11 protein-coding genes and 1 riboswitch are annotated in these 13,315 nt (G+C 38.5%); of the genes, 1 reads left to right on the forward strand and 10 read right to left on the reverse strand.

Translation table 11 applies throughout. The features are described from left to right. Positions 1-32 precede the first annotated feature (32 nt). The 9 genes from BLV53_RS10545 to hflX form a co-directional block, all read right to left on the reverse strand. Complete coding sequence (locus BLV53_RS10545; RefSeq protein WP_090300636.1) at positions 33-986, reverse strand: DUF1848 domain-containing protein; 954 nt, start codon at positions 984-986, stop codon at positions 33-35. 33 nt (positions 987-1,019) lie between these two features. Next, positions 1,020-1,796: an FtsH/Yme1/Tma family ATP-dependent metallopeptidase gene (locus BLV53_RS10550; protein ID WP_090300639.1), complete on the reverse strand. Its 777-nt coding sequence runs from the start codon at positions 1,794-1,796 to the stop codon at positions 1,020-1,022. 321 nt (positions 1,797-2,117) lie between these two features. Further along, positions 2,118-2,648 (reverse strand): hypothetical protein, encoded by a 531-nt coding sequence (locus tag BLV53_RS10555; protein WP_090300641.1) that lies wholly within the window; start codon positions 2,646-2,648, stop codon positions 2,118-2,120. A gap of 638 nt (positions 2,649-3,286) precedes the next feature. Next, positions 3,287-4,054, reverse strand: coding sequence for a hypothetical protein (locus BLV53_RS10560; protein WP_090300643.1), 768 nt, complete (start codon positions 4,052-4,054; stop codon positions 3,287-3,289). After that, positions 4,035-5,126, reverse strand: coding sequence for a hypothetical protein (locus tag BLV53_RS10565; protein WP_090300645.1), 1,092 nt, complete (start codon positions 5,124-5,126; stop codon positions 4,035-4,037). The genes BLV53_RS10560 and BLV53_RS10565 overlap by 20 nt, the downstream gene beginning before the upstream one ends. Positions 5,127-5,369: 243 nt before the next feature. Further along, the gene (locus BLV53_RS10570) at positions 5,370-6,191 is read right to left on the reverse strand and encodes a hypothetical protein (protein WP_090300647.1); all 822 of its coding nucleotides are present in this window, start codon (positions 6,189-6,191) and stop codon (positions 5,370-5,372) included. Between the two features lie 9 nt (positions 6,192-6,200). Further along, positions 6,201-7,517, reverse strand: coding sequence for a type IV secretory system conjugative DNA transfer family protein (locus tag BLV53_RS10575; RefSeq protein ID WP_090300649.1), 1,317 nt, complete (start codon positions 7,515-7,517; stop codon positions 6,201-6,203). Positions 7,518-7,617: 100 nt separating this feature from the next. Next, the gene (locus BLV53_RS10580) at positions 7,618-9,240 is read right to left on the reverse strand and encodes a Na/Pi cotransporter family protein (RefSeq protein WP_090300651.1); all 1,623 of its coding nucleotides are present in this window, start codon (positions 9,238-9,240) and stop codon (positions 7,618-7,620) included. Positions 9,241-9,380: 140 nt separating this feature from the next. Further along, positions 9,381-10,613, reverse strand: coding sequence for a GTPase HflX (gene hflX / locus BLV53_RS10585; protein WP_090300653.1), 1,233 nt, complete (start codon positions 10,611-10,613; stop codon positions 9,381-9,383). Between the two features lie 138 nt (positions 10,614-10,751). Next, positions 10,752-10,849: riboswitch (TPP riboswitch) on the forward strand. 29 nt (positions 10,850-10,878) lie between these two features. On the opposite strand from hflX, the gene thiT reads away from it, so the two are divergent. Next, positions 10,879-11,451 carry an energy-coupled thiamine transporter ThiT gene (gene thiT, locus BLV53_RS10590; RefSeq protein WP_090300654.1) on the forward strand — a complete coding sequence of 191 codons (573 nt, stop codon included), beginning with the start codon at positions 10,879-10,881 and terminating at the stop codon, positions 11,449-11,451. Positions 11,452-11,539: 88 nt separating this feature from the next. Here the strand turns inward: thiT and BLV53_RS10595 are convergent, their stop codons facing one another. Next, the gene (locus BLV53_RS10595; protein ID WP_090300657.1) at positions 11,540-13,186 is read right to left on the reverse strand and encodes an alpha-amylase family protein; all 1,647 of its coding nucleotides are present in this window, start codon (positions 13,184-13,186) and stop codon (positions 11,540-11,542) included. Positions 13,187-13,315 lie beyond the last annotated feature (129 nt).

A 13,315-nucleotide genomic window follows, 5' to 3' on the forward strand; every position in this document is an offset into this window, starting at 1 on the left:
AACCTTAGCACCTCTTGATGCACAAACTCCATTTACAAATCAAACAACGACATCTGCCCAGCCATCTTGCTGCCATCTCTAAGAGATTTTACAGGCCTGTCAGTCACCTTATCATCGGCCGTAATCTCATCGCACAATATTGGTGAGTCGACATCGTACCTTGAATACATTTCCTTTACAACATCATCCTGATAGTTGGCATAACAATAGCGGCAGCCATGTATACATGTATTATAGGAACCAATGTCCTCACACTTCACACAGCCGCAGCCTTCTCTTTGGCCATCAGCCTTAACCTTCAGCGAGTATCCAATGATGCTCTCTATCAATTCTTTATCTATACAACTGTTGTGTTTTATCCCACAGAACTCTAAATCCACCGCCTCGGCGCAGGTGGCAATCTCCATATCATTCGCCCTTGCTATATCTGCAAGCTGTTTAGCAAAATCGTTCAAACGATTTGGAGTTAAAAACTTATTGCCTGCTTCTGTAAGGTTGCCCTTATTTTTTGTGGCATACACATCCACAAAACTGATAACTACCTTTTTGGTATATCCTTTAAGACTTGTTGCAATCTTCTCAAAGCATCTCAAATGATATTCAGTAGTGTATTTGTCCGTGATTATAATCGGGTCGTATCTCCAGATTACACACTTACTTCCAAGCCTTTCAGAAAGACTTTTAAAGGTGGAAATGCGATTCTCCACAGGTGCCAGATTCGGCTCCAAGTCTCTGTCATAGCCATTGAGGGTAAATTGAAAATAATACTTATAGTCCCTCAACTCATCCAGGCGACTGAGCATTGGAGCTGGATCCTTTGTCCAAAAAACTATACAATCCACCACCTCAGGTGAAATATCTATACGACTCACCTGATATTTATTCATCGGGTTTCTAACACACACACTTTTTTCTTTTATTCGGTTATAAAACCATTCTGAATAAAAGGTTGGAATATCTGTTCTTCTACTGGCACTTAATATCATTTTTTCCCCCTTACTCTATGTTGGGGCTTTTAATTATTTTTTAATTTCCCCACAAATTTTATTAATATCCTCTTTACCCAAGTGACCCTTCTCTAAAAGTTCATGGGCAAATTTATCGACTGTCTCTTTATTATCTTTAACGATTTTTATGGTATTTTCAAGCTCTCGCTGCAAGATAGCATCGGCCTCTTCACAGTATTTAACTGTCAGAGCTCCTGAATTATTAGGATAGTAGAATAAATGATTCTCACTCATTCCAAACCTGGTAACCATCAAATATGCTAATCTTGATGCATTTTCCAAATCGTTTGAAATGCCCGCATTCAATCCGTCCTCAGGGCCATAAAATACCAATTCCGTTGCGCGTCCAGCCAAGCTCGTTCTAATCTTACCTAGCAAATCATTCTTAGAGTAATCTGTTGACGACTCATCCACCTCATGTTGAACATATCCCAAGAAGCTTGCCCTGGCCTGTACTGTGGCAAATTCCGGACTACACCATCCGCCTTCAACATAACCCACCACAGCATGGCCGGCTTCATGACGGGCTGTAAGTAGCATGTCCTCTTCCTTAACAGGGAGCTTTTTGCCATAGTTCATCTCTTCATCGGTTTCCACAAGCATATCCCTAGAAATATTAGTTTCATTCATCAATGCCTTAGTGCCAGCTTTATTAATAAGATTGTCTATTTCAGCCAGACTGGTACCAAACATTCTCTCTGCAAGAGAAGCTATATCCTCTTTGCTTAAACCATCAAGACTAATCTTACAACCAGATAGTTTTTCCTTCTGCTTCAGTAGGAATTTCAAATTCAATTCTCGTCGCTAACACATACTGATAGTATGCATATTTTCTTGCTCTTTTGAGAAAATTCTTACTTGTTCTTGGTATCAACATATAAAGCTACCTCCCAATTCATAAAATACAAAAACACCCAAAGAAACATAATCCGCCTCTTAGGGTGTTCTGGAATTCATAGATAAAGCATTTAGAATAGCCATGTCTATCTGTTTGTACAAAATTATACCTCCGTGGTGTTTTTCAAATAATCTCTCACACAGTAACTGAATACATTCTACCTTCAATCTGTGAAAAACTATTGTATACGTTGTGAACAAACAACCATGGTTTTATGCATGCTCTTCAGAATCAGACTCCTCATCCCATTCCTCATCAGGGTCAGCCACCCCATATATATCACGAGAAATCAAAGTAAGGTTATCCTTGTATTCCTTTACTCGCTCAGGCTGATTAAGAAGATTAATAAAATCTCGAATTGAAAGTACATACTCATCTGTGTCACCAACTCTGATAGTTGTAATTGTATGATTATCCCCAGCAGAAGTACCAGTGCGCGACAGAAGAGAAAGTATGATAGTCCGTGGGTAATTTTTATTAAATTCATATTCCCTTAATTTATCATTTAAGACAATGAATAATTCCCCGCCGAAGTATAACGTTTGAAAATCATAATATACATCTATCTTTTCTTCTCTAATAGCATTTAATAATTCTTCTTTTTCTTTACGATATCCACAATTATCCTCCAACTTCACCCAACCAGCTAGAACAGTGTCATTATTCTCAAACACTTTATTCAAATACTGATTATCCAATGGTTCCAAATCATATAATTTAAAAATCTTTTCAATTGCTTTCATAATCCGTCATACCTTAATCTAACAAAAAATCTTCTTAACATCTCTATACAGCTTAAGCCCCAGCTCCTGCCTATACTTGGAAACTATACTTCTATATATCTGCTGCTTTCCATTTTTCTCATATAAATGTTTGACTATGAGCTTCTCAACATACTTTATTTCATCATCTTTATAGCCAAGACCATTTAACACCTTACTTTGTTCTAGATTATAAGGTACTGAAATGATATTAACTCTAGCCGAAATACTACCAGCGTCACAGTCACTGTCGGTGAACTATCCCCCACCCACCGACCGGGGAGCAAATATGAAGTTGTTTCTTAAGCATGTGTACATTATATCAGGGCACAAAAAGGGCCTCGTAGAATTTACGAAGCCTCGATATTATTTGCATAGACCTCCAAAACAATATTAATCTCCCACAAAATACGATATAATTATTCCGATAGTAAAATTATGGAGATTATATTATGCTTAGCATTTATTTTGGAGATTTAAAGGATTCAATATACAATACTTCTTCCTATTTCAAGTTCAATTATGAAAAGGAATGGCTTACTGATTCATTTGTGTCTGCTTTTTTAATCTCTCTTAATCATCAGAAACTAATAACTAAAATTCTTCCGAAACTCCTACTTTTAAAACTCGGACATAATCCTGTCTCTATCATCATCCGAAATACTCCAATAGTCATCTTCATCAGGAAAGTAATCGGCAAAATATTTCATCAATTCCTCTGGACATCCTTCCGGCATATTACCATTTAGGTTTCTAATTTCAGATAGAACATCATCCTCATTTATCACAAGCCATTTATCAAACCACAAGGCCGCCTCTCTAACATTTTTGATATCAGATAGATAATTGTCATTGCCTATTCTATGTAAGCAAACACCGTAGTCATCGGTATTTTCCCAATTTGAAATAATATCTATACCACAATGGTATGTAGCTGGATATAAGAATTCATTTTTTAAATAATTGTCTCGCCCGATTATAAAAAGACCAATGCCGCTTTTTGCATCTACCTTGATTGGAATAAGCACCTTATCACTTGCAGGAGATTTATAAAGCTTGTCATATAATGTTTGATATTTTTCTGTAGAAATCTCATTAACACCTGTCTCCTGTATTTTTCTATCATGCATTTGGTACCAACCGTTAATAAGATTAATTGCTGTATTATTAGATCTTGTTTGCAAATCATATTTGAATGTCTTAATACGCTTATCTATAGCCTTTTTTAATTCTTCACTGGTTATATTTTCCAACTTCCTTTTTTGTATATTGGAATCAAATTCAAGGAAATACTTATATATGTACGAATCGTTTTCCTTTAAAGCATATTCCTGCATCATGTCATCTATTGCTACATCACTCATCTTCTTATTCTGGTAAATCGGCATCACAAATCACCCTTTCAATCAAAGCATATACCTTATCTAGATAAATATAACTATCAAAGAACTTATCATCCTTTAACCAGCTTGACGCTTTAAGTTTATCAAGATAAAGATTAATTCCATTTTCAATTTCTTCTTTAACGTTTCGGCTGTTAAACATTGCTGCTGATTTTGTCAAAAGGGTTTTGCAGCACTGTTTGAAGTATTCTATATCTGAAAAATATTGTCGATAAATTTCGTCAAGATTTTCAATAGACTCATTTGCTGATTCCTCATCAAACTTTGGCCATGGATCATACATCTCCTGATAAGCCTGATACATATTTTCTTCATACAAATTATCATCTTCATCCCATTCAGGAGGTTCAGGCAAATCAGCAATTTTTATATTTGGTATAGAACCCTCAGTTAATCTCTTCCGAATCTCTTCTGCATAACGACGGCATTCTTCATCTTCCATAAGCAGGCTTGAAAGATCTTCTCCAGTAACAAGTCTATAAACTCTTTTTAAAGGCCACATAACCTTATCTAAAAATGGAGTATCCTCACACCCACAAGAAGAAGGATCAAATGAGGGATCTAGTAAACAATTCACTTCAGCAGTAACATCAGGAAAAATCAAACTTTTAAAAAATTTTTCCTCTTCACTGTATCCAAATGGAGTAGAGATTTTTTTTAAAACCCCTTTCCAGGTTCCATCTTCAATTGCTAGCCCCATTACTATATAAATAAATGCTTCATAGAATTCTTTTTCTTCATTATCCAGTGCTAGGACACCAGACATTTTTTCTAACCACTCATCAGCCTCAATGGAAAAATATAGGGATTCAGCATCAAATTTTATGTAGGCATCATACTGAATATATTTTTCAATACATTCAATTATTTCCTTCGGGAACTCATTTTCAAATTGACCATATCCCCCTTTCTTAAACATCAACTTGCCTTGGTTAAGTTTATGGGAGACATAGTCCCATTCCACACCACTCACCAGTTCTATCAGTTTCCGACACTTTTCTTCATACTTTTTCTTTCTATAATTTATCGCATCTATTCTTTCAAAATATCCATACATAATTGTTTCCCCTTTTATTTACTCGCCTTTAATCAATATCAAAATCCGGTGAAAATCCCCAGTACATCCCATTACGTTCTATATTTTCCATAGGTGTATCCCTCCATCATTCAAAAAACACCAATAAATAGCCACACTACGACTGAGTACATTCTATATCCAAGGTGTGAAAATGCATTGTAAAAGTTGTGAACAAACAACTATGAGCACCTGACCATAAAGGGCTCATAGCAGTCACCCCTCTTATCCAAAATACACATCGAATTTGCCTACCTCACTGTTATATGTGACAGATGCTTCGTACACAATCCCTGTCTTGCTTACGAAATCACTGCAAGTAACCTTTCCACCTGATTGCAATATTTCAATTTCCTCTTGTGTGAACTTATGGCTAAATAATTCCTCTGGCATCTCGCATACCTCCTCAAAATAATCATTATTGTTTACTACTTCACTACTATTCATATCACCCATAGCCTCATAAATAACCGCCATCATGTTGTAGAACCAAATATCTAATTTATCCAAAGCATCCTGATCAAACCCAAAGTCCTCCTTGACTCTGTTGATTACATAGACTTCTTCCTTATCAGTCAATCGACGGTTTATTGTTTTCACCACCAAATTCATGGTTCTCAAGGTGTGGTTTGTTGGATTGTCCAGCACTGTATCCACATGAATCAAGTCACTATACTCAGGCCATAACATATTCAAGACTTCCTTCAACGACTCAGCTGCTTTATTCAGCTCCTCAGGATTTACTTTCCAACAAAGTGAAACCGTAAATACGTATTGAAAATTTTCATGGGGTCTCACAGGTATAAGAAACTTTCCTGATAATTCTCGAAGGAAATAATATAGAATCTCGAAGGTCTCGTCGTCAATTTGTCCTGCCTTATATGCATCTTCAAAGTCAACGTATATTTTTGTAAATCCGCAACCACCTCCCTTTTTTATTGTGGTAGATATAGCCTGATTACGCAGAGATTTTATCCGCTCCATCAAAGGCTCATTATCATAGTAGTTTTTAATTGTGTTGTATAAATAATTTGCATTCATCATCATTACCACCTTCTATGCGCTTAACTGATCATCATTTTCCTCCTCCAGCTCAAAGCTGTAAGAAGGAATTTTGTTTACTAGTGACACTGGTTTTCCTGCTTCGAGGATGAATTCCTTTTGTCTGTCAGTACACAGGACTGCCTCAGGAGTCTTTAAGGCTCTGGTCCCAATAAACTGAGCTGACTGCATATCATTGCTGCCCAGGTATACTATATGGTCACAATTATTGATAACTGTCATTGCCTGAGAGTGCGAATACAGTGTTTCCAACTGAGTAAACGACTGGATACAAAGCGTAAGCCAGATATCGCGGCTTCTTACAACAGAAATCAGCTTGTCAAAATCCGGAATAATTGCTGATGATGCAAAGTCATCCATAATAATTCTGACTGGCACATTAAGCTGCCCATCATCCTGAGCATCAGCCTCAGCCATAAGACCTTGCAGCGCCTGAGCATAAAATAAATTCACAACGTCATCCAGGCTGTGATCACTATCTGAGATATTTAAGAATAAAACTGTTTTTTCTTTTCCTAAGGATGAAAAGTCCAGTCTTCTTTCGTCAACATCAAAATCATCCATCGCAAATGGATTTTCCTCCCACTCTTCCTTAGTTCTGAGGGAATTATAGTAAGGTTCGAAAATGACTCTATATTCCTTATAAGCAAAAGATTTTATCGCATTATTCACAATTGCAAAAATGCTGGCTATGGTTTTATCTGCCGTGCGCATCCCCTGGATCTGTATATAACGGCTGGCAGCTAACGTGTTATAATGTTCTGAAATCCATGGCTCAAAATATTTTCTGTCATTTACCATTAACTTTCCTATGATGCTTTCAACTATATTCATATTATGGTTCTCTTCAGGCAAAGCCATCAGGGTAAAAGCCACAGCAAATTCCAGTACTGTTCTGGCGCTCATTGGCCAAAAGGCTTCATGGTGGTATCCTAAAGGAACGAGACAAGCAGCGAGTTTTGCTATATCCTGCTCTCTATAATTTCCCCGCTCATCCCGACGAATGTAATCAAGAGGATTATAGGTAACATCACTATTTTCAGGATTTACAAAATCAAGTGTTTTTATGTTGTAGCCTTTGCAGTTCAGTTCCTCGCTGAACATCTTTGCCAGACGCCCTTTAGTGTCTGCTACAATAAGGCTTGAATCCTTCAATGACTTAAGCTGCGCATACACAATAGAACCAGTCTTTGATGAGCCGGAACTTCCAACAATTAAATCATTGTTATTCAGATGGGTTTCTCTAGTGTCGTTACTCACCTTAAAACCGTCACCTAAGTATCTGTAGCTGTATCTTTCTTTTCTATTCATGAATATCCCCTTCCTTTTTTTGTTGATGGAGATATTATGCCAGAAATAAAAAAAGGACTTCGTAAAATCTACGAAGTCCGAACCCTCTCATTAGGGATTCCTATTTATTTGTGTCTTTAAGTGCGTAAGCGATGTTGATAGCGTGGTCAGCGCATCGTTCGAGGTCGGTAACCATATCTGAGAAAACAACACCAGCCATAGGCTCACATTTGTTTTCCATCAAACGCTCAACATGATGATTGATGAGCTGCTTTTCCTGTTTATCAACCTTGGCCTCAAGCTTTTCGATTTTTGGAAGATTCTCGTAATTTTCTGAAGTGAAAATATCGATTGCAAGTTCAACCTCTTCCATTGAATTATCTGCCATTTCCTTAAGCTCTTTGGCAGCCTTTTTGGAAAGCTTGGTCTTTTTGTTTTTCATGCGGGTTGCATATTCGATGATGTTTTCCGCATGGTCAGAAATACGTTCTATATCTGTAACCGCAATAGTGATAGCTGAAATACGACGAAGCATTGCAGGTGTAAGGTTAAGAGTTTGAAGCTTGACCATGGCATCCTGAATTGCATGATTGAGGATATTTACTGTCTCCTCACGCTCCTCTACATCTTCTACTTTTTCAGGAGAATAATCGAAGAAGCAATCGATTGCCTTTTCAAAATTTTCTGCTGCGATAGCGCCCATTCTGGCTGCCTCAAGCTGTGCCTGATGAATAGCCATGTTTGGTGGTACATTGCCCATCTGAGTCATAAATACAAGCTTGCGATCCTCTGCTGCTCTGGTTTCCTCAGGAAGCTCTGGGATAAACATGTATGTAAGCTTGATGATGTAGTCAGTGAATGGGAATATAATCAATACCGCAAGGATAGCAAAAATCGTATGTGTGTTGGCTATCTGACGAGCCGGATCTGCCGATGTGGATCTAATCCAGCTGAGCAGTGGTGTTACGTTAATAATGACTACTATTATGGTAGCTCTGATAAGGTTGAATAATAAATTCAGGATGGCAGAACGCTTACCGTTTCTATTGGCTGTAAGTGATGCTAAAAGGTTTGGTGTAACAGAACCGATAGCAGCACCAATTACAAGATATACAGCCTGATTATAATTCAATATTCCCTGAACAACAAAAGCCTGGAAGATAACTGTTGATGATGATGAACTCTGCAATAAAGCAGTGAACAAAATACCAAATATCAATAAAATAAATGGATTGTTCATGCCACTTAAGAATTCTTTGAACGCAGGTAATTCCTTAAGTGGTGCAATGGCTGCCTTCATAATAGTTATACCCTGAAAGAGCATACCAAAGCCCATGATAACTGTACCTATATGCTTTACCAGATCCTTTTTCATAAATAGATACATTACTGCACCAGAAAAAAGTAAAAATGGTGTGAATGTAGCAATATTAAAGGCTGTAATCTGTGCTGTGATTGTGGTACCGATGTTGGCGCCAAGAATAACTCCAATAGCCTGTGCCAGCGTCATCATGCCCGAGTTTACGAAGCCGATAACCATGACATCAGTGGCTGAAGAGCTCTGAACAAGGACTGTCATAAGAAGTCCTACCAAGACAGCTACTGCTCTGTTAGTAGTAGCTTTTTCCAAGATAACTTGAAGATTATCACCGCAGCTATTTTTGAGGCCAGTGGACATAATGGACATTCCATATAAAAATAAGCCCACTCCACCTAACAGTGATAATAATTGTGCAATTGTCATTTATTTTCTCCTTTTACCTACCGTACTTTTCCTTCACGAAAAGTAAATACTCTTTTCCTCTCTTGCGTCCGTAGATAATATTATCAAAAACGAATAGAAAAGTCTAAAGATTTATCAATTATTGTTATTAAAAATAACTATTAAATATAGGCCTTAATGAATATTCCGTCTTCGCGATATTCTTCTGATATTAGTTCGCCATTTTCACGGATTTTAGCAATTGAGCCAGCCTCAGTGTATGGCACCAGCTTTTCAACATACTGCTTGCCATCTCTAAGAAGCTCCGCCAAAATCTCTTTTACTCTATCCAAACCTTTTCCGGTTTTAATCGATGTATGTACGGTATAATCAGCTCGCAAATCATGATAATCGTGTTCATCATCAACTTTGTCTACCTTATTAAAGATAGTTACAACAGGCTTGTTGCACACTCCAAGCTTATCTAAAGTCTCGTAGACAATTTCCATCTGTCTATCCATCTGAGGATTGCTCACATCCACAACATGGATGATATAATCTGCGTATTTTGCTTCCTCCAAGGTACTTTTGAAGGCATCCACCAGGTGATGTGGCAATTTTCGAATAAAGCCTACTGTATCTGTAAGAAGGAGCTTTTGATCATTGTCCAATAAAAGCTCTCTAGTAGTAGGGTCGAGTGTAGCAAAAAGAGCATCCCACTCCAAAATGTTGGCATCTGTCATCTTGTTCAAAAATGATGATTTGCCTGCGTTTGTATATCCTACGATAGCAGCTACAGGAACTCCGTTTCGCTGACGTTTCGCCCTAGTGATTTCACGGTGGGATACCACATCAGCAAGCTCTTTTTTCAGCTGTGTGATACGTCCAGCGATAAGACGTTTGTCCATTTCAAGCTTTTTCTCACCAGGACCACGGGTACCGATTGCACCGCCACCTCCGGCAGCAGTACCACCCACTCTGGACATATTTTTTCCAAAGCCTGTCAAACGAGTCATCTCATATCTAAGCTGAGCCAACTCTACCTGAATCTTACCCTCGGCAGTGCCTGCTCTGGCTGCAAAAATATCCAAAATCACAAGGGTTCTATCCATAACCTTTGTGTCTAATGCATCTGCAAGATTTCTCATTTGAGCAGGAGTAAGCTCATCATCGCAAACTATGCCTGTGGCTTCTGTTTCCCATATTAAATCTGCAATTTCCTGTACCTTGCCTGAGCCTACGTAGGTGCCCGGATTGCGACGTTCAAGATTTTGAATCACCTGACCTACTACTTCAGCTCCTGCAGTTTTACACAAGTCCTTGAGCTCCTCAAGGGAATCCTTCGCCTCAGCTTCCTCTCCCTCGTTGACTGCTACAAGTATTACTTTTTCTATTATTTTATCTGTACTTACCATATGTATTCCTTCTATATTAATTCAATTCGATTGTATCATACATATGCGTAGGAATACTATTACAAATAACGGTAAAAATTGTGTAAATATATTGACAGTTCAATATTTATGATGTATTTTCTATTTGAATTAATTAAATAATTTTGCTAGGGGCGCATTTTTGCTGAGAGGTGATTCACCGACCCTTAATACTTGAACTGGATAATACCAGCGTAAGGAAGCTTTTTACGATCTCCTAGCATGTGTATGAAGGGAGATTTTTTTTATGATTAACCACGTTTCATCAGATGAAAAAGTAAAGGTTACTTTTACTGCGAAACAACTTGCCTTTTGTGCCGTTTCTATGGCACTGGCTTTCGTGCTTTCCAACATTAAAATTTTCAAGTTTCCTACTGGTGGCTCTATCACAGCATTTTCTATGCTTGTAGCTTGCCTCCCTGGATTCTTCTTCGGTCCTCTCGTAGGCATCGTAACCGGCGTTGCCTACGGACTGTTAAATCTTATTGTGGATCCATATATCCTATTTCCTGCTCAGGTTATTGTAGATTACATACTTGCTTTTGGCGCGCTAGGCTTATCAGGCATTTTTTCAAATTCAAAGTATGGTCTCATTAAGGGCTACATTGCTGGTGTTCTTGGACGTTATGTATTTGCAGTAATTTCCGGATGGATTTTCTTTGGCGAATGGGCTTGGGAAGGTTGGAATCCTCTGGCATATTCTTTAGCTTACAATGCAATCTATATTTTTGCCGAAGCTGGAGTAACTATCGTAGTTCTTTGTCTTCCACCTGTACGCGCACTTATGAGCAAGCTTAAAAATATGGCTATAGGTAACTAATTCATTTTAGTTTTGCCTTTTGCCCCAATAAATATTTGCATAATAAAATCCCCCTTACCATAGCGGCAAGGGGGATTTTTGATAACTATTATTTAATTATCTGATACTCATAAGTAGCAAAATCTGCCTTAAGAGTGATGGTGTCATCTCCCTTAGTCCATGTAAAGGAAACAACTGATCCTTCTGTTTCAATGTTAAGCTTGCTGTCAAATCCAAATGCTGGATGAGACTTTCTAAGCTGTAACAATTCAATCTGATTCTTAACTACTTCCTTCTGAAGCTGTGATTCAATCTGCTCCATAGAAAGGTTTGTTCTGTTGATTTCTTTGTGACCGCCTGCACCAGCGCGAGCTACTGCTTCGTGGTCATTCTTTCCTGCGAACAAATCAAGGTACCATACCTGTGGTTTACCTGGCATGAACATCTGAATTGCTCTAGCGAAGAGCATCTTCTTGTCGTCCTCACCAAGTGCGCTATAGTATGTAGCGTTTACCTGATAGTACATGTTCTTTGCGCCGTGAAGATCCTTTACAAAGCCGCCTCTTGCAACAATAGTATCGATTAATTCCTGAATCTCTTCCTCTGGGAGAAGTCCCTTAAGATCAAGAAGAGGAATACCATCGTGGCAACCAAGCATGTTTACAACGCGGATATCGTTGTCTACAAGTTCCTTTGCCCACTCGATAAGCTTTTCAGGGTTCTTTTTCTCGATAGCGTAGATAAGAAGTCCTGGAAGGAAGAAGTCGTATGTCATGTAGCCCTTCTTTGCTACAAGATCGTAAATCTTCTCTCCGTAGCTTGCATGAATTTCAGGAAGAAGTGTTACCTGATTCTTGTCTGCAAGCTCCTTAACCTTCTGTAATAAATCCCATGTACCTGGGTCATTAAGGAAGTTCTTAAGACCTGGCTCCTTTGGAGCGTAGGCAAATGCATCGAGACGAACGATTTTAGCACCATATGATGATAAAGTCTTAAGAGTGTTTTCGTAGAATTCCCAAACAAGTGGAGACTTAATGTTTAAGTCCATCTGTCCTAAGTATCTACGGCTGCTCTCTAAGAGCTCTACTACCTGCGCGCGATACTGCTCGTATTTACCAAGCTGTAAATCAGCTACTGCGCAGCCCTCAGAAATCTGAGAGTTTACACATTCAGCTAAACGTCCTGCTGCAACGTACTGAATATCCATTACTTCCATAAGGTCCTCAGCCTCTAAAGACTTGTAGCGAACCTCCTGGTAGAATGTGTTCCAATAAGGAACGTTACGTCCATCAGGGAATCTAACCATAAGGATTGGTAAACCTGGCTTGCGGAAGAACATATCCTTGATGTACTTTTCGTCTGGCTGAATGTAGCCAGCTTCAGTCATCTCTCCGCAGCCTTCCCAAAACTTGTTCCAGTCAATAAAGAAATCTTTATATTTGGACTTTTCACCATTTTTGATGATATCCTGAAACTCTTTTGAAAGAACAGAAGCGTGATTTAAGATGAAGTCGAGCTTAAGGTCAATATCCATTCCCTTAATGTCCTCGATAGCCTGACGGCTGCCAAGCTCTTCATTAATTCCGTAATCAATTACAGAGAAGCCTCTGTCCAAATCTGTATTAAAAATACTTGGAAGGATGTAGAAAGACTCAAATGTGTCCTTTAATTCATCCTTCTTCAAAACCTTTACAATGTCGTCAAGTGTGCCACCCATAGAATCTGGGTAGGCATTCAGCATAGGGCCGTTACTCATTTTATACCTCCAAATAGTGTGCTGGTGCCGTAGTCTTTGGCTCGCCAGTTACGGATACAAGCCTTAATATCTCTACAGTCGGCTAGGAATGCCTCCTTTAAGAGATATTAATGCTTGTCTCCTACTGGC

The sequence above is a fragment of the Pseudobutyrivibrio sp. ACV-2 genome, from assembly GCF_900107545.1.
Classification (GTDB): Bacteria; Bacillota; Clostridia; order Lachnospirales; family Lachnospiraceae; genus Pseudobutyrivibrio.

What these genes read in the sequence shown, in the direction of transcription:
- BLV53_RS10545 (WP_090300636.1), bottom strand. Translation starts at nt 986, where the DNA reads ATGATATTAAGTGCCAGTAGAAGAACAGATATTCCAACCTTTTATTCA.
- BLV53_RS10555 (WP_090300641.1), bottom strand. Translation starts at nt 2,648, where the DNA reads ATGAAAGCAATTGAAAAGATTTTTAAATTATATGATTTGGAACCATTG.
- BLV53_RS10560 (WP_090300643.1), bottom strand. Translation starts at nt 4,054, where the DNA reads ATGCCGATTTACCAGAATAAGAAGATGAGTGATGTAGCAATAGATGAC.
- BLV53_RS10565 (WP_090300645.1), bottom strand. Translation starts at nt 5,126, where the DNA reads ATGTATGGATATTTTGAAAGAATAGATGCGATAAATTATAGAAAGAAA.
- BLV53_RS10570 (WP_090300647.1), bottom strand. Translation starts at nt 6,191, where the DNA reads ATGATGATGAATGCAAATTATTTATACAACACAATTAAAAACTACTAT.
- BLV53_RS10575 (WP_090300649.1), bottom strand. Translation starts at nt 7,517, where the DNA reads ATGAATAGAAAAGAAAGATACAGCTACAGATACTTAGGTGACGGTTTT.
- BLV53_RS10580 (WP_090300651.1), bottom strand. Translation starts at nt 9,240, where the DNA reads ATGACAATTGCACAATTATTATCACTGTTAGGTGGAGTGGGCTTATTT.
- hflX (WP_090300653.1), bottom strand. Translation starts at nt 10,613, where the DNA reads ATGGTAAGTACAGATAAAATAATAGAAAAAGTAATACTTGTAGCAGTC.
- thiT (WP_090300654.1), top strand. Translation starts at nt 10,879, where the DNA reads ATGATTAACCACGTTTCATCAGATGAAAAAGTAAAGGTTACTTTTACT.
- BLV53_RS10595 (WP_090300657.1), bottom strand. Translation starts at nt 13,186, where the DNA reads ATGAGTAACGGCCCTATGCTGAATGCCTACCCAGATTCTATGGGTGGC.